This is a genomic window from uncultured Rossellomorea sp. (assembly GCF_947488365.1).
In the GTDB taxonomy this organism is placed as follows: Bacteria; Bacillota; Bacilli; order Bacillales; family Bacillaceae_B; genus Rossellomorea.
The window spans coordinates 121,866-147,898 of record NZ_CANKZT010000007.1; the positions used below are offsets into that span (position 1 = coordinate 121,866).

The window sequence follows — 26,033 nt, forward strand, 5'->3', positions numbered from 1 at the left end:
ATAAGAATTTAGTCCTACCGAAAAAATGTGATCGGGATAGTATCCAGATCACATTTGTTATCAAGCTATATTCATTTTAACATGTTTTTCTCAAAATGAAGTTACCAAATTTCGTATATTTTCTTTGAAAAAATTCTTATTCTTCCGTTACGTGTACCTTTAAGGTTGCTGAAACGTCCGTATGCAGCTTCACAGGGACATTCGTATAGCCCAGGGAACGGATGGCATCGTTCATTTCAATTTTACGTTTATCGATTTTGATGTCATGTGACTTTTTTAGTGCATCGGCAATTTGCTTGCTCGTGATGGAACCGAATAAACGACCGCCTTCACCGGATTTCGCTTTCATTTCAACCGTGATTTCTTCCAACGTCGCTTTTAATTTTTTGGCTTCTTCTAATTCTTCTTGAGCCAGTTGCTTTTCTTTCTTCTTTTGACCCTCAAGCTGACCCATGTTTGCATTTGTCGCTTCAACGGCCAAGCCTTTTTTTAATAAGAAGTTATGTGCATAGCCATCTGCTACGTTTTTCACTTCTCCTTTTTTTCCTTTACCTTTAACGTCTTTTAAGAAAATTACTTTCATATCTCTTTTCTCCCTTCAAAATAATCACTTAATGCTTCCTTCAGCTGTTCCTCGGCTTCCAGTACAGATACTTGTTTTATTTGAGTAGCGGCGTTCGTTAAATGACCTCCACCGTTTAAGTTTTCCATAATGATTTGTACGTTCACGTCACCTAATGAACGGGCACTGATCCCGATTGTTTCCGGATCCCGCTTGGAGATGACGAAGGAAGCAATCACTTCATCCATGGTCAATAACGTATCCGCTGCCTGTGCAATCAGGACGGGATCATAGATGACATCATCCTCTGCTTTCGCAATCGCGACGCCTTCACGGAAAAATTTAACCGATTCAATTAACCTTGAACGTTTAATATAGGTCTCGACATCCTCTTTCAGGAACTTTTGGACTAACACGGTGTCAGCCCCTTGTGCCCTTAAATAGGAAGCGGCATCAAATGTTCTCGATCCCGTTCGAAGCGTGAAGCTCTTCGTATCGACAATAATTCCTGCCAAGAGGGAAGTGGCTTCAAGCATCGTAATTTTTTCATGTTTAGGCTGATATTCCAATAGCTCCGTTACAAGCTCAGCTGTAGAAGAAGCATATGGTTCCATATAAACAAGTAATGGATTTTTTATAAAGTCTTCGCCACGTCGATGATGATCGATGACCACGACTTTATCCATTTTATTTAAAAGTCTTTCTTCAATGACCAGGGAAGGTTTGTGTGTATCGACGACCACAAGCAACGTATCCTCAGTAGCCATTTCAAGCGCTTCCTCTGGAGTGATGAATCGGGAATGAAGATCGGAATTAGCTTTGATCTCCTTCATCAATCGTTTCACTCCATTATCGATTTCATTAAAGTTTAAGACTACGTATCCTTCACGTTGATTCATTTGAGCCACTTTCCGGATCCCGATTGCCGCCCCGATGGCATCCATATCGGGATGTTTATGTCCCATAATGATGACCTTATCGCTTTCGATCATAATTTCCTTAAGGGCGTGGGAGATGACTCTTGCACGTACCCGCGTACGTTTTTCCATTGGATTGGTTTTTCCACCATAAAATTTAACCTTCCCATTTGTTTGCTTGATGGCCACCTGATCTCCACCACGACCTAACGCCAGATCCAGGCTTGATTGAGCCAGGGTACCCAGTTCAGGCAGAGAAGAGACCCCAGTCCCCACTCCAATGCTTAAAGTCAGGGGGACATTTTGCTTAGACGTGGTATCACGGACATCATCCAATATCCCGAACTTTTCCTTCTCCAATACTTGAAGGATCTTCTCATTAATGACGGCTATGAACCTCTCAGAAGAAACCCGCTTCAAGAACACGCCATATTCCTTTGCCCACTTATTCAGAATGGACGTCACTAAACTATTTAAGCTGCTTCTCGTTTGGTCGTCCATCCCTTGCGTTAATTCATCATAGTTATCTAAAAAGATGATTCCGATATTCGTACGTTCATCATGATATTGTTTTTCTATTTCTTTTTGTTCCGTGACATCAAAGAAATAAAGTAGTTTTTCTTTTAGCTTCAATACGACATGATACTTTCTCTCATTAATCGTTACAATTTCTGAATCTACTTCTTGTTTGATTAATGGGACAAGGGACTCTGCCACATCGTATAAGGATCTTCCAACGACTGAGTCTTCATTGAAACATGAGGCTAGAAAAGGATTTGTCCATTCTATGTAATATTCATCATTGATCAGCATGATCCCAATGGGCATCTCCATTAACGCCTCTTCTCCTACACGCTTTACACGATAGGATAGAGTGGAGATATACTCCTCTGTTTCTTCGTGCGATCTTCTCTCAAAATAGAATGCGAGAAAATACACAATTCCAAAGACAATCAACCCTATTAACGAAATGATCCATTGGTAAAAGGAAACCGATACTAACAATAGAGCTGTTAATATAGCAAGACCGTACAATGGGTAGCGGATCATTCGCTTATTAAAATAAGATGGCATGATTTCAGCTCCTGGACCTTAAATTTCTATGACTTACGTTGTAGGCGTTGTCTTAGATCAAATCCTAAGTCAATTATACCTAAAATTCGCACGAGATAAAGAAGTGGAAGTGAAATGATTGTAATTAATACCAAAATACCTTTTGACCATCCTTTTAAATGAGCGAAGAAATAGAGGAATGACAGGCCTTGAACCGCCATCAATGTTTGCAATACGTACAGAACATTAAGAAGGGCCGTATAGGCATAGGTTCCTTTCTCCGGCTGCAGAATCATGGAAAGCACCAGGGTAATTAAATAATACCAAAGAATACTCTTAGGAAGCTTCCATTCTCTAAATGGTTTGAATACCGGCACATCTCTCCCTAAGCGCTTCATGATGGGGAAATTGATCAGCATAAACAACAGTGCCAATACGACGGCAATCCCCAAGAACAAGGTAGGCATCAGCGTCTGTATTAGGTCAATCGAGCTTTCCAGACTTTCTATCAGCTTCTTATCCGGTTCCTGACCAAGCTGCTCAAATAATTGATAATAGGCAGCCTTAGATTCCACTAAGCTATCTTCTATAATATTAACATCGAAGAATAGGATTGAAAAAACAAAACCAATCACAATATTGATGACAAGTGTGAGACTCGATGCCATAAATAGCCTCATTTTATCTACTTTTGCTTTAACACACCAGCCAATCACGACCCCTGTCGTCGCTACCATAAAGGCAACAGGCAGCGCAATGAGTCCTCCAAACAAGAAGGATAATCCTAACGACACGATCAATACGTAAAAAGAATTCAGTAACGAATACTTAGAACTAAACAGAATAAGAGGGAGTGGCAATACGAAAAAGGCCAGCGTTCCTATTAGTGGAACATATAAAGCCAACAACAGTAAAACAGTAAAGATGGCGAGCATAAGCGCTCCTTCCGTTAAAACGCGGGGATTTTTCAATTAAAACGCTCCTTACGATAAATTCAAAAACATGCAATAGCACTATCATATCAATTTTGAAGATAGATTTCATCTTAATGACTCACAACAAAAGCGGAGGCGGCTTGGGAAGCCCCGACAAGCATAAGACGAGCTTGCACTAAAGGCTCTTTTTGCCTTTTGGGCAAGACTGGCTTATGACCTCGAGGGGCTAGCCGCCGTAGCTGGATGACACCTAAAGCGGAGGCGGCTTGGGAAGAGGCGACAAGCATACTTTAACGTCCACCATTTAACATTGTTGTGCCACTTTTAACCAAACTTGTGCCATTTTTTGAGTTTATTGTGCCACTTCCCACTAAACTTGTGCCACTTTCACCAAAACTTGTGCCAAATTGTGAATATCAATAACTATTACTGTTAGAGTTACTTCATTTTCATAAAAAAGAGGGAGCCCTTCAACATGCTTCTCTTCTTCATCTACTCTAGTATGCACTCACTTTAAAAAGGAGTATACGCAGTAGATAAAGAATGGCAATGTATCCGGACCACCCTCTAATGAATATTATGAAATTTTAAACCGTTCGATCGAAGACTGAAGCTGTTGGCTTAAGTCTGTTAAGCGTTCAGCAGCTTCTGTAACGGATTGGACAGCCCTTACCTGCTCCTCTGTCGAAGCACTCATTTCCTCGCAGGAAGCGGCTGTTTCTTCGGCTGTTGCGGCCATCATTTGGATCACGTTGACCACTTCATCCTTTTCAAGATTGATTTGACCCACTTCCTTATACATATTCTCAATCTCTAGCTGCATGGATTTCATTAATTGTGAGGTTTCGTTGAATACATGATTCGTTTTTTGAATCACTTCTTTTTGCACCTCGAATGTTTCTTTCGTTTTCACCATTTCGTCCACTGCTTGATGAGATCCTTGTTGAATTTCAACGATCGTGCGTTTAACCTCTTCCGTTGCTTTTACGGATTGGTCTGCAAGCTTGCGTACCTCTTCGGCTACTACTGCGAATCCTTTGCCGTGCTCTCCGGCTCTAGCCGCTTCGATGCTTGCGTTGAGTGCAAGCAGGTTCGTTTGGGAAGATATTTCCGTGATTGTTCCCATAACGGATTCAATCGTCTTCACTTTCGCTTCAAGGCTAAGGATGACTTTTTCCATTGAAGTGATGTATTCACTGGAAGAGTGGTAGGCATTTTCTAATTCTTTTACCTGATTCAGCCCAGACTGGTTCATGACATCTGCTTTACCTGCAAGTACAGACATGGCTTTTGATTTTTCATAAACATCATCAATCCTTGTCCCTAACTGCTCTGTTTGAAGATGCGCACGATCAGAGTCAGCTGCTGACTGGGAAGCTCCGCTGGCGATTTCAGTTACGGCCCTTGCCATTTCTTCACTTGAGGCATTTGTTTCCTCAGAAACTGCACTTAACCCTTCCGCAGATTCCCGTACATTATAAATCGATTCCTGAACGACTTTTATTGTGTCTTTCATATTCACGATCATCCTATTTAAATCTGATGCCAGTAATCCTGTTTCATCTTTGCTGTTAATCGTTGATTGAAGCGATAAATCACCGGACGAAACGTTGGTTACCGTTTTTTGCAACTCTTTAATCGGTTTCGTCATCATATTGGCTACGATGACAACCAACACCAGCATGATGACCAGTGTAATAAGAGCCGTAATCAGAAGTAAGCGTTCAATGTCTTTCGATGATTGAATGAGATCCTCCATACTATAAGCGGATCCCACTTTCCAACTCGTCTTCGGTACCGTACTGTACACTAATACTTTTTTATCGCCTTCCAGGTCATAACGGAGGGTGTCCGATTCTTTTTCTGATTTTAACATTTTGCTGATGAAAGGTAATGTGGACAGATCCTCGCCGCGCTTTGTTGGGTGGACGATGGCTGTTCCATCAAGACCGATTAAAAATGGATAGCCATTATAACCGATATCCATTTTGGAGACCCGTTCGGTAAGTTTCGACAGCTTAATATCGACACCCATTACACCGACCACTTTATTTTCGGATATGATCGCCCTTGAGGCCGTTATGATGTATTCTTCCGTTGCCGTGTCTATATATGGTTCGCTCCAAACGACGCCAGCCCTTGCTTCTTCAGCATCTTTATACCATTCCCTGCTCGTCGGATCAAAGTCGCTCGGTAAGGATACAGATGGGACGATTTTCAGTTTCTTATTGGGCGATGCAAAGTAGATGGAAGTTGCTTCATCATATAAACTTAAATAATTATCAAAATCAGATTGGATATTCGCATATAGCTCTGTATTATCTACTTCAGTTTCTGTTTGCAATTGTACTTTGGCATAATCTTTTAATGAATTCGAGATAGAATATTGATCAATGCTCTTTTCGTATTGTCCAAGGAAGAGTTGAACTGAATTATTTAGTTCCCCTACAATCCCTTGAGTCTGACGAATGACCTCTTCCTCTGTTTTCACCCTTGTCTGCAAGCTTGTGATTGCAATGATAACGGCTAACGAAACCATAAATAAAATGGATATGATCACGATAAGCTTCATTCGAATAGAGGATAGAAGAAAATTCTTCTTATGCTCTACTTTTTTCTTTGTCTTTTTCTTTTTCACATGAATTCCCCCTCTTACTACCAAAAAACTATCTATACATACTCTTATTCATCGACATTTTTCACCATTTCTTTATAGTGATAGGGGAATTAAGGGAAACAAAAAGAGGGTGTTTAGTAGTGGTGGATACTAGAAAGAAGAGGGAGTGTTATCGTTCCTTTATATAGGGCTTTATTCAAAAACAAATAAAAAAGCAGCAGAGACAAGTCTCTGCTGCTTTAGCCGATGATATTATTCACCAGTAACGTATGGAAGTAATGCCATTGTACGAGCGCGTTTGATCGCACGAGTCAACTTACGTTGGTACTTAGCGTTCGTTCCAGTTACACGACGTGGAAGAATCTTTCCACGTTCAGATACGAATTTCTTAAGAAGATCTACATCTTTGAAATCGATATGTGTAATTCCGTTTGCTGTGAAGTAGCACACCTTACGACGTCTACGTCCACCTCTACGTCCTCCTGCCATTTGTTTCGCCTCCTATCTTGTTTGGATTTATTATCGTTCGTTTAGAATGGCAGATCATCATCGGAAATGTCGATCGGCTGACCGTCATTTGCAAATGGATCCTCATCTACACGTGTATAGTTGTTGTTATTATTGTTGCGTTGTTGATTCTGATTCTGACTATACGGATTTCCTTGGTCACGTTGACCTCCACCCGAATAGCCCGGACTTCCTCCACGATCGCCTTGATTCGCACTACGCGGTTCTAAGAACTGAACGCTTTCTGCTACAACTTCCGTCATAAACACACGACGTCCATCCTGTCCTTCGAAATTACGTGTTTGAATACGACCGTCAACGCCAGCTAAGCTGCCTTTTTTAAGAAAGTTTGCTACATTCTCTGCAGGGCGACGCCATACAACACAGTTAATAAAATCTGCTTCCCGTTCTCCTGATTGATTCGTAAAACTACGATTGACAGCCAGTGTAAACGAAGCTACAGCCACTCCACTTGGAGTATATTTTAATTCAGGGTCTTTGGTTAAACGCCCTACTAATACAACTCGGTTCATCATCAGAATCAACCCCTTCCTTCTAGTTTACTGTTTCACGTGAAACAGATGATAGAAGTGTATATCTTAAAAAACGTACGGATTATTCTTCTTCTTTAACAACGATATGACGGATAATATCATCGCTGATTTTAGCTAAACGATCGAATTCGTTAACTGCATCAGAAGTAGCGCTCATCTTAACTAGTTGATAGAAACCATCACGAAAATCGTTGATTTCATACGCTAAACGACGTTTACCCCAATCTTTTGACTCGATGATTTCCGCGCCGTTAGTTGTTAAAACGTTATCGAAACGCTCAACTACTGCTTTCTTTGACTCGTCGTCAATGTTTGGGCGGACAATGTACATAACTTCGTACTTTCTCATCTGAATGTCACCTCCTCGTGGTCTATGCGGTCCTTTCTTTATGAAAGAACAAGGAGCAATGCGTTCATTACTCACGAAATAAAATTATAGCATAAGACTTCTATTATTGCAATAAGACGTAAAAAAAAGACTAGAATTTGGATTCTAGTCTTTTTTCGAGTAAATTTTATTGCTAATAGAATAGTGAGTGCTGGTTGATTTCCGCTCCAGGCACTCGACTCCAATCAACTGTCAACACTATTTTGGCTACAATAGTGACATTACAAAAGAAATTTTCAGATAAACTTACACATTAAAACGGAAGTGAATAATATCTCCGTCTTTTACGAGGTATTCTTTACCTTCGAGGCGGACTTTTCCTGCTTCACGGGCAGCACCCATTGTTCCGGCAGCAACTAAATCATCATAAGATACCGTTTCAGCGCGGATGAATCCTCTTTCGAAGTCGGTGTGGATGACACCGGCACATTGAGGAGCTTTCATTCCTTCACGGAAAGTCCAGGCACGAACCTCTTGAACGCCGGCTGTGAAGTAAGTAGCCAGTCCCAATAGAGAATAAGTTGCACGGATAAGCTGATCTAAACCAGACTCTTCAATTCCTAATTCTTGTAGGAACATCGCCTTTTCTTCATCATCAAGCTCGGCGATTTCAGATTCGATCTTTGCACAAACCACGATCACTTCTGCGTTATCTTCTTTCGCAAATTCACGTACTTTCTGAACATATTCGTTGTCAGAAGGATCGGCAATTTCATCTTCACTTACGTTTGCTACATAAAGAACAGGCTTTGAAGTCAGAAGGTGAAGCTGTTTTACAAGCTTCATTTGCTCATCTGAGAACTCAACTGTACGAGCCGGTTGCTCAGCTTCGAGGGCATCTTTGATTTTTACAAGGATGTCATGCTCAAATACTGCTTCTTTGTCTTTTTGCTTCGCCATTTTCTGAACTCTTGCAAGACGCTTATCTACCGTTTCAAGGTCAGCTAAGATTAACTCCAGGTTGATGACTTCAATATCGGCAATCGGATCGACTTTCCCGGAAACGTGGGTAATATTATCATCCGCAAAACAACGTACAACCTGACAAATCGCATCTACTTGGCGAATGTGAGATAAGAATTTATTTCCTAACCCTTCTCCTTTACTCGCTCCTTTTACAATCCCGGCAATATCCGTGAATTCAAAGGCAGTAGGAACTGTCTTCTTCGGTTCTACAAGCTCTGTTAATTTATCTAAACGGTGATCGGGAACCTCTACGATTCCCACGTTAGGATCAATTGTACAGAAAGGATAGTTGGCAGATTCTGCACCTGCTTTTGTAATTGCGTTAAAAAGAGTTGACTTACCTACGTTTGGTAATCCAACAATACCAGCTGTTAAAGCCATCTTTGTCACTCCTCATTATATTCTTATCTATTTAAAATATCCTGTAAGATCGAAAAACAAGTAAACGGTCGAACCTTTCACAATTATAGAGATAATAGAGGGAAAAGACAAGTGAAGCTTCTGGTGTTCTTTTAGTTAAAGGGCTGTATATATACTCACAATCTGAATATATAAAAGACTCTTTTCATGAAGTTTGTTGCTATTGTAGAGAAGAAAGTAATAGTTGATTTCCGCTCCAGGATGCTCGCTTTCCGCGGGGCTCGCGGTGAGCCTCCGGGGTCTCACCGGTCCAGCTCCAGCGGCTAGCCCCTCGAGGTCATAAGCTAAATGGTCCAAGAAGGCAAAGAACGCCTTCCCGGCCCATTCATCTTATGCTTGTCGGGGCTGAGCAAGCCGCCTCCGCATTTCGGACTGTCCAGCTATTCCCGCAGGAGTGGAGCATCCTTCCCCTCCAATCAACTTTCTAAGCATGTATCCTTAATAGAAATCAATAAAAGCCAACAACCTCTTTCCATTTGATAAAAGAATTCTTTTTTCTAGTTAGTTTGTTTTGGGACACCTTGTAGCTCTGTCACGAAAACTCTCGTGAAGATGGTGAGGGGAACTGCGTAGACTCTTGTGGAAGTACGGACGTGCCGAGACCCCGTTCGTGGCAGAACTTATGTTAAAAAGTAAACAATTTTTGCGAAAAGAGCGATATAAAAAGAGCATTCCATCGTAAAAAAACGATGGAATGCTCTTGAGCCGGCTAATTTGAATATAGGCTGGATTAGGTCAAAAGGATTATGGGTAAAAAAAGAATACTTATTCTTCTGTGCCGCTACTGATGACTTTTTTCATTTTTTTCGCAAAATCTTTTCTGGGGATCATGACACTGTGACCGCATCCTACACATTTTATGCGGATATCCATTCCCATCCGGATCACTTTCCAGCGATTTGTACCACAAGGATGAGGTTTTTTCATTTCTACAATGTCATTTAGAGTGAATGTTTTTGGCTCCACTGGCTTTTCCTCCTCATTCGCTTTCAAGTTTTCTTTGTTTTTCTTCACGAGGTTGGATGTCATCCTGATCGTGACGTGAATACATCACCATGCGAGGGAATGGAATTTCAATACCATGCTCATCCAGGCATAATTTGACCTCTTTACGAATCATTCTCGCCATATACCAATGTCTCATTGGAACCGTTTCAGCAACGATTCGCACGACAACATCTGAAGCTCCAAGAGTTTGAACACCTAACAACTCCGGTGGATTAACAAGATCTTCGTATTTTTGAGGTAGAGTCAGGAGTAGTTCCTGCATCACTTTCTCCGCTTCTTCTATGTTTTCTTCATACGCAATACTGACATCCACAACAGCAATGCTGTTGTGAATGGAGAAGTTCGTTACTTCCGTTATATTACCATTGGGGAAGATGTGCAATTCCCCGGTCCAGCTTTTGATTTTTGTCGTACGAAGGCCGATTTCTTCAACAGTTCCTTCTGCAGAACCAATACGGACATAGTCACCAACTGAAAATTGATCTTCAAAGATAATAAAGAAACCGGTGATGATATCACGAACCAGATTTTGTGCACCGAAACCGACGGCCAGACCGACGATTCCTGCACCAGCGATGAGTCCTTTCACATCGATTTCAAGAGTCGACAAGATCGTCATCAGACTGATGAAATAAATCACATAGGTCAATACATTCTCCAGTAGCTTTAATAGAGTGGCTTCACGGCGTTCGGTGAATTTAAGTGGTGAGCGTGACCGAACCTTAAACACGTTTCGAATCGCTGACCTTCCCAACCTTAAAGCAATATAGGTAATTACCATAATGGCTGCAATCTTTATTGCACCAGAACCGAGAGAAATCCATAACTCATTATCTATGAGTTTATTTACAGCTTCATTTTCTTTAATTTTATCGACTGTTTCTTCGACTTCTGTTTTAGTTCCAGACATATATCGAACCTCCACTTATCATTCAATAAGAAGTATTCCTTATTTTATCAAGTTTCCCTCTCCTTGTGTAGATATAACCTCATATTAAAATAGTTTCTAGAAAATTTTTATTTTATGAAAAAACCATCCATCTTATGTATGAAAAAAAGAAATCGTCCGTATACTGATAATACTTAGAAATTATGATTCTGGTGGTTAGGCCCGATAAAGTTGAACCCCGGAAAATATACCTCTTACACATACCAAAAGGAGTGGAAGCGATGAATCTAAAAAAAGGACTATTTGAACGAAAACCTGAACCCTTTAGAGTCCTTCATCAGGAAGAACGTGCGGCACAGGATCTTTCCGTTCAATTGTCGTCGTTGCTTCCCACTTACTATCGTACAAGACCCATTGTTTTTGTATGTATCGGCACTGATCGTTCAACGGGGGACTCGTTAGGTCCTTTAGTTGGGTCATTAATAGAAGAACAAAACGTTAAGCCTTTCCATGTTTATGGTACGTTGGATGATCCGATTCATGCTGTGAACCTGGAAGAGAAACTGAGTCAAATAGCCTCTGAGCATATAAATCCATTTATCATCGGTGTGGATGCGTGCCTTGGACGGTTAAAAAGCGTAGGGGCCATCCAATTAAGCGAAGGACCTTTAAAGCCAGGAGCAGGAGTGAATAAAGAGCTTCCAGAAGTAGGTGAAATTCACCTGACAGGAATCGTAAATGTCAGTGGATTCATGGAGTTTTTCGTTTTACAAAATACACGTTTAAACCTTGTTATGAAAATGGCTAAGACCATTGCTGAAGCCATTGTGTTAGCAGGTCATTCCGTGGAACGCAGAAATGCCGTCAGTATTGAAAAATGGCGGGAAGAATTGCAGCAATAAAGAAGGGAGATGATACAGACACGTTCTGAGTCATCTCCCTTCTTTATTTTCGCCCTTTACATATAAAGCTGGTAAGCATGTATGATCCCAACGACCATCCCCACCACAATGATGCCGGGAAGTAAATTCGCGACTCTGATTTTCGTGACTCCAATAAGATTCAATCCAATAGCGAAGATCATAATGCCGCCTGCCGATGTCATTTCAACAATATAGGCGTCCATCAGTTCCTGAGGTACCCACTGATGAATCTGAGTCGCAAACAAAGCAATGAATCCTTGATAAAGGACGACTGGAATTGCAGAAAACATCACACCGATCCCTAATGTCGTCGTGAGGATCAGAGACGTAAAACCATCAATGATCGACTTCGTCAAAAGCACGTCATGATCTCCCCTGATACCGCTATCCAATGCACCAATGACGGCCATTGCACCAATGACAAAAATCAGGGTAGCTGTAACAAACCCTTGAGATATGGATGTTTCTTTATTACTGCCAAGCTTCTTTTCCAACCAGTTTCCCAATGAGTTAAGCTTGTCCTCCAGATTCATCCATTCTCCCCAGGCAGCACCGAGAGCCAAGCTGATGATGACAATGAGGAAGTTTTCACTTTTCAACCCCATCTGTAATCCCAGGACGATTACGGCTAAACCAATCGCCTTCATGACGGTTCCCTTCATATCTTCTGGTATGCGGTGAAGGACTTTACCAAGGAGAGTACCGATGATAATACATATTCCATTTACTAACGTTCCTAAAAGTACCATGACGTTTCCCCTTATGATTATTTCCCGAAGAATAGTATTTTCTATGTACCATATGGAAGAGGACTGGCTTAAATGGTACGTGAAACACCATTTAAGTCAGTCCCTTTCACATTCATTTTACTGCAATAACTCTAAGATACGATCCAGATCTTCTTTCGAGAAAAATTCCAATTCGATTTTCCCTTTTTTCTTTGATTGTTTAATTGTGACCGTTGTACCGAAGCGTTCGCGTAGAAGGGATTCCTGCTCCTGAATAAAGACATCTTTACGTTCTGTCTTTTTTGTTTCACGTGGAACATTCTCATTCAGCTCTTGAATGATTTTTTCTAATTGGCGAACGTTTAATGATTCTTTAAGGATACGATTCACAACCGTTGATAGATTCTTCTTATTTTTCAACCCAAGGAGTGCACGACCGTGGCCCATCGTTAACTTACCTTCTGAAATTAGTTCTTGGATAGGGGCAGGGAGGGACAGCAAGCGAATATGATTGGCAATATGAGGTCTGCTCTTTCCCAATCTCTTAGCTAATTCCTCTTGAGTAAGTTTTAACTTATCCATGAGCATTTGATAAGCTGCACCTTCTTCGATCGGTGTCAGATCTTCCCTTTGAAGGTTTTCTAAAACGGCCAGCTCCATCATTTGTTGATCATTCAATTCCCGGACCACGACAGGAACCGATTCTAATTTAGCCGCTTTTGCTGCACGATAACGACGTTCCCCTACGACAATTTCATACCCTTTGATTGTTTTACGCACAATGATCGGTTGGAGGATACCGTGTTCTAAGATCGAATCTTTTAATTCTTCTATTGCTTGTGGCTCAAAGATTTTTCGTGGCTGATATGGATTCGGCCGAATTTCTTTCAGACTCACTTCTTGTACGGACTCTTCATTTTGAGTTGTTTGGATATTGGTAAAGAGAGCATTGATGCCCTTTCCTAAACCTTTAGCCATTCGCCACCACTTCCTTTGCTAGTTCTAAATAAACTTCTGCTCCCCTGGATTTAGCATCATAGATGATAATCGGTTCACCATGACTGGGCGCTTCACTTAAACGAACGTTACGTGGAATAATTGTGCGATACACTTTATCTTGAAAATATTTTTTCACTTCTTCAATCACCTGGATCCCCAGATTGGTTCTTGCATCCAGCATCGTTAACAACACACCATCAATCATGAGATCATGATTCAGGTGCTTCTGCACTAAACGAACTGTACTTAATAGCTGACTTAATCCTTCCAGAGCGTAATACTCGCACTGTACCGGGATAATGACGGCATCAGAGGCTGTTAAAGCATTGATTGTTAATAGTCCTAATGAAGGAGGACAATCAATGATAATATAATCAAATTCGTCTTTCACTTTCTCTAACGCTTTCTTTAAACGCACTTCACGGGAGATGGTTGGAACAAGTTCAATTTCTGCTCCAGCCAATGAAATGGTTGCAGGTACAATGGATAGATTCTCTACTTTTGATTGTTTAATGGTTTCTCTGACATCTACATCATCCACCAGCACATCGTATATACATTGCTGGACATCCCCTTTTTCAACACCGACACCACTAGTGCCGTTTCCTTGAGGATCTATATCCACCAGTAAAACCTTTTTCCCTATATAAGCTAAACAAGCCCCCAAATTGACGGATGTTGTGGTCTTTCCCACTCCACCTTTTTGGTTTGTAACGGCTACTATTCTGCCCAAGGTTGTCACCTACCTTTTGACTTCCTAAGATTGACTAAATTTTTTCACAGTATTCTTCTATTCTATCAAAATTCCTCGTTAATTGTCTGTCAATTTTTCAAAAAGTACAGTGTTTCTAAAAATAGGAAAACGTGAATAGTCCATAGTTCACGAAACGACAGTATTTGCTCTGAATCGACAGAACTAGACTCTGGAAGATTACATATTTATGAACACTTTGCAAAAAGAACCAAACAAAAAAGTGAGAAACCAATCCGATATGTTTCTCACTTTTAGACTACGAATCTATTTTTTTTTAGGAATACGAATGGTGAACTGATAGAATTCCTCATGTTCTTCTTCTTCAGAGTCCAGATTGATTCCGCTGTCTGATACCATGGAAAGAGATTGACGAATCGTATTCACAGCAATTCTCATGTCCTTACTGAAAGCTTTACGTTTAGGTTTTGGCTTTTGAGTCGTTCCTTCTTGCATTTTCACAACCCGGTCTTCGGTTTGTTTGACATTTAAGCTTTTTTCAATGATTTCTTGAAGAAGCTGGATCTGCTTTTCATAATTCTTCAATGGGATTAAAGCCCTGGCATGACGTTCTGTAATCTTTTTATCTAATAAGGCTGATTGAATTTCTTCTGGAAGCTTTAGGAGACGAAGCTTGTTCGCCACAGTCGATTGTCCTTTTCCTAAGCGTTGAGCAAGGGCTTCTTGAGTCAGATCATGTAACTCCAACAGTTTTCCATAAGCGATTGCTTCTTCTATAGGAGAGAGCTCTTCTCTTTGTAAATTTTCAATTAATGCAACAGATGCTGTTTCTGTATCATTAAGATTCTTTACAATTGCCGGTACAGTTTCCCAGCCAAGCTTTTGAACGGCTCTATATCGACGTTCACCTGCAATGATTTCAAACTGTTCATCATCGTATTGTCTAACCACAATCGGCTGGATAATACCATGAGTGTGAATCGTTCTGGATAACTCTTCTATCTTTTCATCATTAAACACAGTTCGTGGTTGAAAGCGATTAGGGATGATTTGTGAGACGGGTATCTTTTTCACTTCATCTCGATCTTCTTCCACTACATTTGATTCTTCAGATTCAACATCTTGCTCCTTTTCACCTAGGCCAAAAAAACGAGAGAAAGGATGCTTCATCTTCCTACACCACCTTTAAGAAACTCCCTTTAATAATATTCTCTAAAATATGACGAGTTCCTGCCTATGCTTTAGATCATCCAAGCTCAGGTTCAGTGTTACCATGAAGGCAGGAGAACTGTTCATACTATTCTAACGGTAATTTATTTGGTGTCCCAGGTTTTCTGGGATATTTGTTAGGCGTTTCCTTCACTTTGTCGATCTTCACGATATTACGTTCACTTTCCTCTTCCGGAAGAATGAATGAATACATTTTATCGGTTTGTCCGCCCAGCATGCCGATTGCTTTCTTTGCATTGGATAGCTCCTCATTTACGTTTGAAGCCTTCATGGCTACAAAGAAACCGCCCTTTTTAACAAGAGGCAAACATAATTCACTTAAAACAGACATTCTGGCTACGGCCCTTGCTGTAACCATATCATACTTTTCACGATGAGCCTTGTTTTTACCGAAGGTCTCAGCACGATCATGATAGAAATTCGTGTTTTCAAGCCCTAACTCATCTGACAAATGGTTTAAGAACGTAATCCGCTTGTTCAAGGAATCAACAATTGAGATATGTAAGTGCGGGAAGCATATTTTAAGAGGGATACTCGGAAAACCCGCTCCTGCCCCAACATCACAAAGGGTTGTCACCTGCGAGAAATCAACATAAAAAGCTGCGCTGATCGAATCGTAAAAATGCTTTAAATACACATCTTCCTTTTCCGTGATGGCCGTCAGGTTCATTTTTTCATTCCATTCAACCAACAATTCATAATAGCGCTCAAACTGATTTAATTGCTGAGAAGAAAGGGGGATCCCCTTCTCCTCAAGCATTGATTGAAATTCATTTACATTCATGAAATTATCCTTCCTTTACCTCTATTGATCACCGGATACTTTTGCAATTTTCCCTTGCTCGATATAGACGAGTAAAATAGAGATGTCTGCAGGATTCACTCCTGAAATCCGGGAAGCCTGTGCCAGAGAAAGGGGCTGAACCTCGATTAATTTCTGTCTCGCTTCAGAAGCTAAACCGCTGATCGCACTGTAATCAATGTTCTCAGGAATTCGTTTATTTTCCATCTTCTTCATTTTATCGACCTGTTGAAGAGATTTTTCAATATAGCCCTCGTATTTCACTTGAATTTCCACTTGTTCCTCTACGTCGGGATCAAGCTCGATTTCACTTGGAACGAGTGATTTAATATGACTATAGTTCATTTCAGGGCGCTTCAGAAGATCCGCTGCTAATATGCCGTCTTTCAGCTCACTGCCGCCCGATTCACGGATAACGGCCTGTGTTTCGTCAGTAGGCTTGATGCGGATTCCTTCCAGGCGTTTTTTCTCTGAAAAGATCGCTTCTTTTTTAGCTGTAAACCGTTCGTATCGGTCATCGGAAATCAATCCTATTTTATGACCGATATCCGTAAGACGAAGATCGGCATTGTCATGACGCAGCAACAGGCGATATTCAGCACGGGAAGTCAATAGACGATAAGGTTCGTTGGTACCTTTGGTCACGAGGTCATCAATGAGAACCCCGATATAAGCATCAGAGCGGCTTAAGATGACTTCTTCTTTATCCAGGGCACGGCACGCAGCATTGATCCCCGCCATCAAACCTTGTCCAGCTGCTTCTTCATATCCGGACGTTCCATTGATTTGTCCCGCTGTATAAAGATTTTTAATTTTTTTCGTTTCAAGGGTCGGCCATAATTGTGTAGGCACGATGGAATCATACTCGATGGCATACCCGGCACGCATCATTTGTACTTCCTCAAGACCCGGGATGGTTTGAAGAATCTTTTGCTGTACGTCTTCAGGTAAGCTCGTTGATAATCCTTGAACATACACTTCTTGTGTGTTTCTTCCTTCCGGCTCCAAGAAAATCTGATGACGCGGTTTATCATGGAAACGGACGACTTTATCTTCAATGGAAGGACAGTAACGTGGTCCGGTTCCTTTGATCATCCCAGAGTACATTGGAGAACGATGGAGATTGTCGTCAATCAATTGATGAGTCTGTTCGTTCGTATATGTGAGCCAACATGGAAGTTGATCAGTGATATATTTCGTCGTTTCATAGCTGAACGCACGCGGAACATCATCACCCGGTTGAATTTCTGTTTTCGAATAATCGATAGTCGAACTATTCACTCGTGGTGGCGTTCCTGTTTTAAAACGAACGGTGTCGAAGCCCAATTCATGTAAGTGATCAGACAATCTAATAGAAGGCTGCTGATTATTAGGTCCGCTTGAATATTTCAGATCTCCTAAAATAATTTCTCCGCGGAGGAATGTACCCGTAGTAATGACGACAGTTTTCGCACGGTAGGCGGCACCCGTCATCGTAACAACACCTTTACATTCACCATCTTCTACGATTAATTCCTCGACCATTCCTTGCATCAAGGTCATGTTCGGTTCATTTTCGATTGTGCGTTTCATTTCATGTTGATAAAGGAATTTATCGGCCTGAGCTCGTAATGCCCGGACAGCTGGTCCTTTTCCTGTGTTCAACATTCTCATCTGAATATGTGTTTTATCTATATTACGCCCCATTTCTCCACCCAGAGCGTCAATCTCTCTTACAACGATCCCTTTTGCCGGACCACCAACGGATGGATTACATGGCATAAAGGCGACCATATCTAAGTTAATGGTGACCATTAACGTTTTAGCTCCCATACGGGCGGAAGCAAGTCCTGCTTCTACTCCAGCATGGCCAGCACCAATGACAATGACATCATATTGCCCTGCGTCATATTGCATGGTTTTATTTTTCCTCCTTGTAGGATCGCAACTGGTATGCGTCCACCTTTTAATAATGTTTATTTCCCTAAGCAGAATTGTGAAAACAGCTGGTCAATCAAACTTTCATGAACGCTATCTCCAATGATTTCACCTAAAAGCTCCCACGTTCTGGTTAAGTCTATTTGAGCGATATCGATGGGAGTTCCCATTTCTACGCTATCGATTGCTTCATTAATCGCAAGGGATGCTTGATTGAGTAAAGCAATATGACGGCTATTGGACACATACGTCATATCCCCCGCTTCAATGGACCCTGCAAAGAATAAAGATGAAATCGCTTCTTCCAGCTCATCGATTCCTTGCTCTTCAAGTAAAGCCGTTGTGACTAGCTGATGATTTTCCGCTAGTTTTCTTACTTTATCTATATCAATTTTCTGAGGCAGATCCGTTTTGTTCACGATGACAATAACGTCCATTCCTCTAACCGCTTCGAAAAGCTGTTCATCCTCAGGAGTTAATTCATCCGCATAGTTGAGCACAAGTAAAATTAAATCCGCTTCTTTCAATACTTGTCGTGAACGTTCCACACCGATTCGCTCGACAATGTCCTCTGTTTCACGAATCCCGGCCGTATCGACCAGACGTAACGGAACACCGCGTACATTCACGTATTCTTCAATCACATCCCGTGTTGTTCCAGGGATATCGGTTACGATCGCCTTGTTTTCATGAACAAGGCTGTTTAATAAAGATGACTTTCCTACATTTGGTCGGCCAATAATAACGGTGGAAAGACCTTCTCTAAGAATTTTCCCCTGTTCTGATGTTCGTACAAGACGGTCAATTTCATCCCGGACATGCTTCGATTTCTCCAACAGTACATTATGCGTCATTTCTTCCACATCATCGTATTCCGGATAATCGATATTCACTTCTACATGGGCCAGTGTTTCAAGAATTTCCTGACGAAGCTTTCGAATCAAATTGGAAAGTCGGCCTTCCATTTGATTCAGTGCCACATTCATCGCCCGATCGGTTTTTGCCCGTATCAGATCCATGACCGCTTCTGCCTGGGAAAGGTCGATTCTTCCGTTCAAGAATGCCCGTTTTGTAAATTCACCCGGCTCTGCAAGGCGGGCCCCATTTTTCAATACGAGCTGCAATACTTTATTAACCGACACGAGTCCCCCGTGGCAGTTGATTTCTATAATATCTTCACGGGTAAATGTCTTGGGACCTCTCATCACAGAAACCATGACTTCTTCCACCACTTGCTCTGTGTCCGGATCGATAATATGTCCATAATGAATGGTATGCGAAGCAAATTCATTCATCGAGCTTCCCTTCATTCCCTTAAAGATCTTATCACCGATATCGAAGGCTTGATCACCGCTTAAACGCACAATAGCAATGGCTCCTTCTCCCATTGGAGTGGAAATTGCGGCGATTGTATCAAACTCCATCGTATTCACCTCTCTTATAACTGAGTCTATTTATATAAAAAATTTTAGTATTGAGCAAAGTTTCCCCAAATTATTAGAATATCACAATCCTATTTAATACTAAAGAAAGGAAACCAACTAATAACCACCAAATAATGTTATCCACATATCCAATACTTCATCTCTATTATTTTAACTTATCCACATGTGAATAACAATAAACCGGGATGAAAATAAGAATCCACAGAGTTGTGACGCGACAACGGGGGAAGAACATTAAAGGGGTTAGCTTGCATAGGAAGTGTCCTGCAGGAGAAATAAACGACTCATTTCTCTGTAAAAAAGCAATAAAGTTTTCGAAATGAGCAAAAAAAAAAACGATCCCCCGAAAGGAATCGTCTTTTATTATTTTGGAGCAATCACTATATAGCGATTTGGTTCTCTACCTTCTGAGTGTGTATCAACAGTCGTCGAATCGACTAATGCTGTATGGATCACTTTTCGTTCATAGGAAGGCATAGGTTCTAATGAAACTGAACGATTTGTGCGCAACGCTTTCTCTGCTAAACGTTCAGCCAGGTTTGTTAACGTTTGCTTACGTCTTTCTCGATAGTTCTCTGCATCTAAAAGGATGGTGATGAACTGATCGGAAACCCTATTTGCAATTAGTTGAGTTAAATGTTGAAGAGCATTCAACGTTTGTCCTCTTTTTCCTATTAAGAGAGCCATTTTTTCACCGGATATGTTGAACTCCACATCTCTTCCATCTCTTTTCACATCAATGGTAGCATTAACTCCCATTTCATGTGCAACAGACAAAAGAAAATCTTTCGCTTCATTTACCGGATCAATCGCTTTTTTGACTTGAACGACTGCCGGTCTTCCTCCAAACAATCCGAACAAACTTTTTTTACCTTGATCAATGACGTCAATTTCTGCTTCTTCTTGGGTGATATTCAGTTGAGACAAGGCTGATTCAATGGCTTCTTCCACCGTTTGACCAGTCGCTTCTACTTCTCTCACTTTTTCTTTCCTCCCGAATTCCCACCAGCTTTAGCGGTTTGCGCTTCTTTAATTTCAGGTCCTTTAATAAAGTACGTTTGAACGATCATAAATAGATTTCCAACTACCCAGTAAAGGGATAGAGCTGCAGGGAAGTTAATAGCAAAAATGATGATCATGACTGGCATGATATAGAGCATCATCGCCATTTGCGGATTTTGATTCGCTGTACCCGCCATCATTAATTTCTGTTGGATAAACGTCGTAACACCTGCAACTAAAGGTAAAATATAGTAAGGATCCGGGTTACCCAGATCGAACCACAAGAAATTATGAGCTTTAATTTCTTCTGTTCTTACGATCGCATGGTAGAACCCAATTAAAATCGGCATCTGAACAATTAATGGGAAACAACCCGCCAGCGGATTTACCCCATGACTTTGGAATAAAGCCATCGTTTCTTGTTGAAGTTTTTGTTGTGTCTGTGCATCTTTAGAGCTATATTTTTCACGCAGCTTTTTCATTTCTGGTTGTAAAGCCTGCATGGCTTTTGAATTTTTCGTTTGTTTAATCATTAATGGCAGAATCGCTAAACGAATAATCAATGTAACAATGACAATGGCCAGTCCATAAGAACCGCTCATGAACTCAGCTACCATAGTAATTAATTGTGATAAAGGATAGACAATGTATTCATTCCATATTCCGCTACTCTCAGGTGTGATAGGCTGATTGTATTCCGTACAACCTGATAGTATAGCCATTAGCCCAATGATTCCCATCAGGGCTATAATTCTCTTTTTCACCCTTATTTTCCTCCCAACTAATATCTTTCAAGTAAAATGTAAAACAGGTCTCCCGTACTTAAAAAGTACAATCTCTCGTATTGTAACATCTTTTCATAGGATTGTGATGACGAAACCTGTCAATATCGTAAAATGTTATGACTTCTTTCTATCATGTTTGCCATTAGAGGATCTTTTCAACACTTTTCCTCTTTTTAGCACATGAGTGAGGCTGCCCTTCACCTCATGAAAATTCATTTCGGCCGCCGGTTTTCTGGCGATGATTAAATAATCGTACTGATCTTGTACGTCTTCTTGTAACTCTAAGAAAGCCTGCCTGACATATCGCTTTATTTGGTTTCGACAAACTGCGTTCCCGATTTTCTTACTTACCGAGATCCCGATTCGAAACGGTTGAGGCTCTTCTTTCTTCAATAGATATAAAACGAATTGCCGATTTGCAAAGGATGTTCCTTTTTTAAATATCTCCTGGAACTCTTTATTTTTCTTCACTCTCTGATCTTTCCGCATTGACCACACCTAATTTTCATTTTTGTCTTGATGTATCCTCGACATTATTGGCTCATTCATTTGAAATTATAAGTGATTTTTCTCTTTATTCTCTATAAGAACGAGCCAAATCGTCTTTCCCCTTGGATATAAAGGAAAAAAAAGACCACTGAGTCAGTTCAGTGGTCTAAGCAGATAATACTTTTCTTCCTTTGCTACGACGGCGAGCTAAAACATTGCGTCCGTTTTTAGAGCTCATACGTGCACGGAAACCGTGGTTCTTTTTTCTTTTGCGATTATTTGGTTGAAACGTTCTTTTCATCTATGACACCTCCCTGAAGGATATCTTTATAAAAGTTAAAGACATTCCTCACTATTATAAAGACGGTACCCATAAAAAGTCAACACTCATATTATTTTTCTTTTTGCTTCTGTTCTTGCATTAATAGATTTTCTGAAGTAAGTCATTAGTAATCATCGTTAATCTTAGCTGATAGTTTCCAACAAGCGAGTACTGGTTGATTTCCGCTCCAATCAACTTACTTAGCCTGCAGTTTTTATTTAAAATAAAACATCTCTTTTTTCAAATAACGAAATTTCTTCTAGATCTTTCTCCTTCTACAAATCATCTTCAATTTCTCTATTCAACCTGCCTGTGGATAGGATTCGACACCGTTTTAAATTATCCACAACACATATTGACAACTTTTTCACAAGTTCATAGCTTGTGGACAAAACAATTCCACAAGGTCCCCAGGTTGTGGATAAAATTTAAAAAGCATTGCACCCCCTAGGATATTTTGATATGATTATTGTGTTTTCACTCTTAATAACTCTATTTACGAAATCGGGTTATCCACAATTTGTGGATATCATGTGGGTAACTTATTCAGAGGGTTTGTAAAACGTTGTCCACAAGTGGTGGATATTGTCGAAAAACCATTTTCTTTCCTTATTATATATATTTTCCACATTCATCGCATTGTATTTTTATTAGATATCGAGAGTTAACGGATGTTATAGCACATAATTGTTGTACAGAAGTTATACAAACTGAGAAAAGGAGGGATCAGGATTGGAGAATATCGGGGATCTTTGGAGCAAAGCCTTAGAAAGCATCGAAAAAAAGATAAGCAAACCGAGCTTTGACACTTGGTTAAAGTCGACTAAGGCACATTCCATACAAGGGGACACTCTTGTCATTACAGCTCCAAATGAATTTGCGCGGGATTGGTTAGAAGGACGCTACTCTCAATTAATCTCCGGGGTTTTGTATGATATAACGGGCGAAGAATTGGTCGTGAAATTCATCATTCCTCAAAACCAGGAGCCGGAAGAGTTTGATATTCAATTACCGCCAAAGAAATCGATGAAAGACGATGATCAGCAGGATATCAATCAAAATATGCTGAACGCTAAATATACATTCGACACCTTTGTCATCGGTTCGGGCAACCGTTTCGCCCATGCTGCTTCTTTAGCTGTGGCTGAAGCACCTGCAAAAGCCTATAATCCCTTGTTTATTTATGGTGGAGTGGGACTGGGTAAAACTCACTTAATGCATGCGATCGGACATTATGTACTGGAGCATAATCCTGCTGCTAAAGTGGTTTATCTATCCTCTGAGAAATTCACGAACGAATTCATTAACTCCATTCGAGACAATAAAGCAGTCGATTTCCGCAATAAGTACCGCAGCGTTGATGTTTTATTAATAGATGACATTCAATTTTTAGCAGGAAAAGAACAAACACAAGAGGAATTTTTCCATACTTTTAATACCTTACATGAAGAAAGCAAGCAGATTGTCATTTCCAGTGATCGGCCACCGAAAGAAATTCCGACACTCGAAGACAGACTTCGCTCTCGATTCGAATGGGGTCTTATTACAGACATAACACCGCCAGATCTCGAGACGAGAATTGCGATTTTACGAAAAAAAGCAAAGGCTGAAGGATTGGACATTCCAAATGAAGCCATGCTTTATATAGCTAATCAAATCGATTCAAACATTCGTGAGTTAGAGGGCGCTTTAATCCGGGTTGTTGCGTACTCTTCTCTTATAAATAAAGATATTAACGCTGATCTGGCAGCTGAAGCTTTGAAAGATATCATTCCGAGCTCAAAACCGCGGGTTATCACCATCCAGGAAATTCAACGTGTCGTTGGAGAGCACTTCAATGTGAAGCTGGAAGACTTTAAGGCCAAGAAACGAACAAAGTCCATTGCGTTTCCCCGACAGATCGCTATGTATCTATCCAGGGAAATGACGGATTCTTCACTTCCAAAGATCGGTGAAGAGTTCGGCGGTCGGGATCACACGACTGTCATTCATGCTCATGAGAAGATCAGTACATTACTCGGAGCAGATGCTCTTCTTCAGCAGCAACTGAAAGAAATTCGTGAGTCTTTGAAGAGTTAATCTTACACACAAAAAAACTGGATAATGTGAATAACTAAGACAAACTAGCACACAGTCTGTCCACATGTGGATAGGCTGTGTTTACGTTGAATCCACACACTTATCCACATATCAACAGGCCCTACTACTTCTATTACTATTTTTTAAATAAATTATTAGTATATGATTCAGTCCATAAAATTATGTGCAAATTGGAGGAATAAATCATGAAATTTGTTATTCAAAGGGACTATCTTGTTCAAAGCGTCCAAGATGTCATGAAAGCAGTAACGTCAAGAACAACCATTCCCATTCTTACAGGAATAAAAATCATTGCTACTGAAGATGGCGTAACATTAACAGGTAGTGATTCAGATATTTCAATTGAATCTTTTATTCCGAATGAGGAAGAAGGTTCAGAAATTGTAGAGATCATGGAAACTGGAGGAATTGTTCTTCAAGCTAAGTTCTTTAGTGAAATCGTTAAGAAATTACCTAAAGATACAGTGGAAATTGAAGTTCAAAATCATTTCCAAACGGTTATTCGTTCGGGGCAGGCGGAATTTAATTTAAACGGTTTAGATCCGGAAGAGTACCCACATCTTCCTCAGATTGAAGAAGGAAACGGAATTAAAGTTTCAACCGATCTTCTAAAAACGATGATCAGACAGACCGTATTTGCAGTGTCCACCTCAGAAACACGCCCCATCTTGACAGGTGTAAACTGTCAGATTGAAAACGGGGAACTAAGCTGTATTGCAACAGATAGTCACAGACTTGCGATGAGAAAAGCGCCAATTGAAACAAATCATGATGCTTCATACAATATTGTGATTCCAGGGAAAAGCTTAAACGAGCTGAATAAAATCCTTGATGATACTGAAGAGCCTGTGGAAATCGTGATCACTGAAAACCAAGTGCTATTCAAAGCGAAGCACTTATTATTCTTCTCAAGATTATTAGAAGGGAATTACCCTGACACAAGTCGATTGATTCCTTCAGATACAAAAACAGAACTAACGCTGAATACGAAAGAATTTTTACAAGCGATAGACCGTGCGTCATTACTTGCCAGAGAAGGAAGAAACAACGTAGTGAAACTTTCAACTCTGGATGGCGGCATGATTGAGATTTCGTCTAACACACCAGAGATCGGGAAAGTAATCGAACAGGTGCAAAGCCAGTCCATTGAAGGAGAAGAACTGAAGATCTCCTTTAGTGCTAAATATATGATGGATGCGTTAAAGGCCATTGAAGGAACCGAAATTTATGTAAACTTCACTGGAGCCATGAGACCGTTCGTACTGAAACCACTTCATGATGATTCGATCCTTCAGTTGATTCTTCCAGTTAGAACGTACTAATGAATAGACAAGAGCCGATGCCTTTCACATGAGGTATTGGCTCTTTTTCTACACTTCATCTGGTAATTGAAGGAATTCCTCTCGTCTATTCAATGAAAAATCCAATGATAACAAGGACAAATTGCTCTGCGAGTCCTTGCTGATTTTTCGTTAGTTGTGACTTAACTCCATTTAGAGTAAAATAAGATATTAGAGACTTTATACGGAAAGTAGTGATTTTAGTGGCGAAAGAGATCACCATTGAAACAGAAATCATCACATTGGGACAATTCCTGAAGCTTGCTGAAGTAATTCAGTCCGGCGGGATGGCGAAGTGGTTCTTAAGTGAATATGAAGTATACATAAATGGCGAACAAGACCAAAGAAGAGGCAGAAAACTCACAATTGGTGACACAATTGAAATTCCGGAAGTAGGAGTATTTGTGGTTGCTGGAGAATAAT

Annotated in this window: 25 protein-coding genes; 4 read left to right on the forward strand and 21 right to left on the reverse strand. The window is 40.5% G+C overall.

Annotation, left to right across the window (positions count from 1 at the left end):
- Positions 1 to 136: 136 nt before the first annotated feature.
- The 10 genes from rplI to Q1B03_RS19505 all read right to left on the reverse strand — a co-directional run bounded on the left by rplI (position 137) and on the right by Q1B03_RS19505 (position 10,837).
- Positions 137 to 583 carry a 50S ribosomal protein L9 gene (gene rplI / locus Q1B03_RS19460; RefSeq protein WP_299745537.1) on the reverse strand — a complete coding sequence of 149 codons (447 nt, stop codon included), beginning with the start codon at positions 581 to 583 and terminating at the stop codon, positions 137 to 139.
- On the reverse strand, positions 580 to 2,553 hold the full coding sequence (locus Q1B03_RS19465; RefSeq protein WP_299745540.1) for a DHH family phosphoesterase: 1,974 nt from the start codon (positions 2,551 to 2,553) through the stop codon (positions 580 to 582). The genes rplI and Q1B03_RS19465 overlap by 4 nt, the downstream gene beginning before the upstream one ends.
- Before the next feature lie 26 nt (positions 2,554 to 2,579).
- Positions 2,580 to 3,503, reverse strand: coding sequence for a YybS family protein (locus Q1B03_RS19470; RefSeq protein ID WP_299745543.1), 924 nt, complete (start codon positions 3,501 to 3,503; stop codon positions 2,580 to 2,582).
- A gap of 541 nt (positions 3,504 to 4,044) precedes the next feature.
- Positions 4,045 to 6,105: a methyl-accepting chemotaxis protein gene (locus Q1B03_RS19475; RefSeq protein ID WP_299745545.1), complete on the reverse strand. Its 2,061-nt coding sequence runs from the start codon at positions 6,103 to 6,105 to the stop codon at positions 4,045 to 4,047.
- Positions 6,106 to 6,336: 231 nt separating this feature from the next.
- On the reverse strand, positions 6,337 to 6,573 hold the full coding sequence (gene rpsR, locus Q1B03_RS19480) for a 30S ribosomal protein S18 (protein WP_034764780.1): 237 nt from the start codon (positions 6,571 to 6,573) through the stop codon (positions 6,337 to 6,339).
- Between the two features lie 41 nt (positions 6,574 to 6,614).
- Positions 6,615 to 7,127, reverse strand: a complete 513-nt coding sequence (gene ssb / locus Q1B03_RS19485; protein ID WP_044340263.1) for a single-stranded DNA-binding protein — start codon at positions 7,125 to 7,127, stop codon at positions 6,615 to 6,617.
- Between the two features lie 79 nt (positions 7,128 to 7,206).
- On the reverse strand, positions 7,207 to 7,494 hold the full coding sequence (gene rpsF / locus Q1B03_RS19490) for a 30S ribosomal protein S6 (protein ID WP_034764776.1): 288 nt from the start codon (positions 7,492 to 7,494) through the stop codon (positions 7,207 to 7,209).
- A 285-nt stretch (positions 7,495 to 7,779) separates the two neighbouring features.
- Positions 7,780 to 8,880, reverse strand: a complete 1,101-nt coding sequence (ychF, locus tag Q1B03_RS19495) for a redox-regulated ATPase YchF (RefSeq protein WP_299745556.1) — start codon at positions 8,878 to 8,880, stop codon at positions 7,780 to 7,782.
- Between the two features lie 804 nt (positions 8,881 to 9,684).
- Positions 9,685 to 9,885: a DUF951 domain-containing protein gene (locus Q1B03_RS19500; RefSeq protein ID WP_044340265.1), complete on the reverse strand. Its 201-nt coding sequence runs from the start codon at positions 9,883 to 9,885 to the stop codon at positions 9,685 to 9,687.
- Between the two features lie 13 nt (positions 9,886 to 9,898).
- Positions 9,899 to 10,837: a mechanosensitive ion channel family protein gene (locus tag Q1B03_RS19505; RefSeq protein WP_299745562.1), complete on the reverse strand. Its 939-nt coding sequence runs from the start codon at positions 10,835 to 10,837 to the stop codon at positions 9,899 to 9,901.
- A 260-nt stretch (positions 10,838 to 11,097) separates the two neighbouring features.
- Here Q1B03_RS19505 and yyaC point away from each other — a divergent pair, with 260 nt between their 5' ends.
- The gene (gene yyaC, locus Q1B03_RS19510) at positions 11,098 to 11,718 is read left to right on the forward strand and encodes a spore protease YyaC (protein ID WP_299745565.1); all 621 of its coding nucleotides are present in this window, start codon (positions 11,098 to 11,100) and stop codon (positions 11,716 to 11,718) included.
- 56 nt (positions 11,719 to 11,774) lie between these two features.
- Here yyaC and Q1B03_RS19515 read toward each other — a convergent pair whose 3' ends face one another.
- The 11 genes from Q1B03_RS19515 to rpmH all read right to left on the reverse strand — a co-directional run bounded on the left by Q1B03_RS19515 (position 11,775) and on the right by rpmH (position 22,149).
- On the reverse strand, positions 11,775 to 12,488 hold the full coding sequence (locus Q1B03_RS19515; RefSeq protein ID WP_299745568.1) for a DUF554 domain-containing protein: 714 nt from the start codon (positions 12,486 to 12,488) through the stop codon (positions 11,775 to 11,777).
- Positions 12,489 to 12,605: 117 nt separating this feature from the next.
- The gene (locus Q1B03_RS19520) at positions 12,606 to 13,445 is read right to left on the reverse strand and encodes a ParB/RepB/Spo0J family partition protein (RefSeq protein ID WP_299745571.1); all 840 of its coding nucleotides are present in this window, start codon (positions 13,443 to 13,445) and stop codon (positions 12,606 to 12,608) included.
- Entirely contained in the window at positions 13,438 to 14,199 is a 762-nt protein-coding gene (locus Q1B03_RS19525) for a ParA family protein (RefSeq protein WP_044340270.1), read from the reverse strand. The genes Q1B03_RS19520 and Q1B03_RS19525 overlap by 8 nt, the downstream gene beginning before the upstream one ends.
- A gap of 285 nt (positions 14,200 to 14,484) precedes the next feature.
- Positions 14,485 to 15,348 carry a nucleoid occlusion protein gene (gene noc / locus Q1B03_RS19530; RefSeq protein WP_299745575.1) on the reverse strand — a complete coding sequence of 288 codons (864 nt, stop codon included), beginning with the start codon at positions 15,346 to 15,348 and terminating at the stop codon, positions 14,485 to 14,487.
- Between the two features lie 127 nt (positions 15,349 to 15,475).
- Complete coding sequence (gene rsmG, locus Q1B03_RS19535; protein WP_044340272.1) at positions 15,476 to 16,192, reverse strand: 16S rRNA (guanine(527)-N(7))-methyltransferase RsmG; 717 nt, start codon at positions 16,190 to 16,192, stop codon at positions 15,476 to 15,478.
- 21 nt (positions 16,193 to 16,213) lie between these two features.
- Positions 16,214 to 18,106 (reverse strand): tRNA uridine-5-carboxymethylaminomethyl(34) synthesis enzyme MnmG, encoded by a 1,893-nt coding sequence (gene mnmG / locus Q1B03_RS19540; RefSeq protein WP_299745584.1) that lies wholly within the window; start codon positions 18,104 to 18,106, stop codon positions 16,214 to 16,216.
- 59 nt (positions 18,107 to 18,165) lie between these two features.
- Positions 18,166 to 19,551 carry a tRNA uridine-5-carboxymethylaminomethyl(34) synthesis GTPase MnmE gene (mnmE, locus tag Q1B03_RS19545; protein ID WP_299745586.1) on the reverse strand — a complete coding sequence of 462 codons (1,386 nt, stop codon included), beginning with the start codon at positions 19,549 to 19,551 and terminating at the stop codon, positions 18,166 to 18,168.
- Positions 19,552 to 19,935: 384 nt separating this feature from the next.
- On the reverse strand, positions 19,936 to 20,553 hold the full coding sequence (jag, locus tag Q1B03_RS19550; RefSeq protein ID WP_299745589.1) for an RNA-binding cell elongation regulator Jag/EloR: 618 nt from the start codon (positions 20,551 to 20,553) through the stop codon (positions 19,936 to 19,938).
- Complete coding sequence (spoIIIJ, locus tag Q1B03_RS19555) at positions 20,550 to 21,338, reverse strand: YidC family membrane integrase SpoIIIJ (protein WP_299745592.1); 789 nt, start codon at positions 21,336 to 21,338, stop codon at positions 20,550 to 20,552. Before spoIIIJ ends, jag begins: the two co-directional genes overlap by 4 nt.
- A 135-nt stretch (positions 21,339 to 21,473) precedes the next feature.
- Positions 21,474 to 21,848, reverse strand: a complete 375-nt coding sequence (gene rnpA, locus Q1B03_RS19560) for a ribonuclease P protein component (RefSeq protein WP_299745595.1) — start codon at positions 21,846 to 21,848, stop codon at positions 21,474 to 21,476.
- 166 nt (positions 21,849 to 22,014) lie between these two features.
- On the reverse strand, positions 22,015 to 22,149 hold the full coding sequence (rpmH, locus tag Q1B03_RS19565; RefSeq protein WP_034764748.1) for a 50S ribosomal protein L34: 135 nt from the start codon (positions 22,147 to 22,149) through the stop codon (positions 22,015 to 22,017).
- Positions 22,150 to 22,902: 753 nt separating this feature from the next.
- Between rpmH and dnaA the strand changes: the two genes are divergently transcribed.
- From dnaA to yaaA, 3 genes are all read left to right on the forward strand, one after another.
- Entirely contained in the window at positions 22,903 to 24,249 is a 1,347-nt protein-coding gene (gene dnaA, locus Q1B03_RS19570; RefSeq protein ID WP_299745599.1) for a chromosomal replication initiator protein DnaA, read from the forward strand.
- A 206-nt stretch (positions 24,250 to 24,455) separates the two neighbouring features.
- Entirely contained in the window at positions 24,456 to 25,592 is a 1,137-nt protein-coding gene (dnaN, locus tag Q1B03_RS19575; protein WP_044340279.1) for a DNA polymerase III subunit beta, read from the forward strand.
- Positions 25,593 to 25,813: 221 nt separating this feature from the next.
- Positions 25,814 to 26,032, forward strand: coding sequence for a S4 domain-containing protein YaaA (yaaA, locus tag Q1B03_RS19580; protein ID WP_044340280.1), 219 nt, complete (start codon positions 25,814 to 25,816; stop codon positions 26,030 to 26,032).
- Position 26,033: the final 1 nt, after the last annotated feature.

Excerpts from the sequence above, each read along its gene's own strand:
- rsmG (WP_044340272.1), bottom strand. The coding sequence starts at position 16,192 with ATGAATGTAAATGAATTTCAATCAATGCTTGAGGAGAAGGGGATCCCC.
- rplI (WP_299745537.1), bottom strand. The coding sequence starts at position 583 with ATGAAAGTAATTTTCTTAAAAGACGTTAAAGGTAAAGGAAAAAAAGGA.
- Q1B03_RS19515 (WP_299745568.1), bottom strand. The coding sequence starts at position 12,488 with ATGGTACTTTTAGGAACGTTAGTAAATGGAATATGTATTATCATCGGT.
- Q1B03_RS19465 (WP_299745540.1), bottom strand. The coding sequence starts at position 2,553 with ATGCCATCTTATTTTAATAAGCGAATGATCCGCTACCCATTGTACGGT.
- mnmE (WP_299745586.1), bottom strand. The coding sequence starts at position 19,551 with ATGGAGTTTGATACAATCGCCGCAATTTCCACTCCAATGGGAGAAGGA.
- ssb (WP_044340263.1), bottom strand. The coding sequence starts at position 7,127 with ATGATGAACCGAGTTGTATTAGTAGGGCGTTTAACCAAAGACCCTGAA.
- rpmH (WP_034764748.1), bottom strand. The coding sequence starts at position 22,149 with ATGAAAAGAACGTTTCAACCAAATAATCGCAAAAGAAAAAAGAACCAC.
- ychF (WP_299745556.1), bottom strand. The coding sequence starts at position 8,880 with ATGGCTTTAACAGCTGGTATTGTTGGATTACCAAACGTAGGTAAGTCA.
- rnpA (WP_299745595.1), bottom strand. The coding sequence starts at position 21,848 with ATGCGGAAAGATCAGAGAGTGAAGAAAAATAAAGAGTTCCAGGAGATA.
- mnmG (WP_299745584.1), bottom strand. The coding sequence starts at position 18,106 with ATGCAATATGACGCAGGGCAATATGATGTCATTGTCATTGGTGCTGGC.
- Q1B03_RS19520 (WP_299745571.1), bottom strand. The coding sequence starts at position 13,445 with ATGGCTAAAGGTTTAGGAAAGGGCATCAATGCTCTCTTTACCAATATC.
- dnaN (WP_044340279.1), top strand. The coding sequence starts at position 24,456 with ATGAAATTTGTTATTCAAAGGGACTATCTTGTTCAAAGCGTCCAAGAT.
- yyaC (WP_299745565.1), top strand. The coding sequence starts at position 11,098 with ATGAATCTAAAAAAAGGACTATTTGAACGAAAACCTGAACCCTTTAGA.
- Q1B03_RS19505 (WP_299745562.1), bottom strand. The coding sequence starts at position 10,837 with ATGTCTGGAACTAAAACAGAAGTCGAAGAAACAGTCGATAAAATTAAA.
- rpsR (WP_034764780.1), bottom strand. The coding sequence starts at position 6,573 with ATGGCAGGAGGACGTAGAGGTGGACGTAGACGTCGTAAGGTGTGCTAC.
- rpsF (WP_034764776.1), bottom strand. The coding sequence starts at position 7,494 with ATGAGAAAGTACGAAGTTATGTACATTGTCCGCCCAAACATTGACGAC.
- noc (WP_299745575.1), bottom strand. The coding sequence starts at position 15,348 with ATGAAGCATCCTTTCTCTCGTTTTTTTGGCCTAGGTGAAAAGGAGCAA.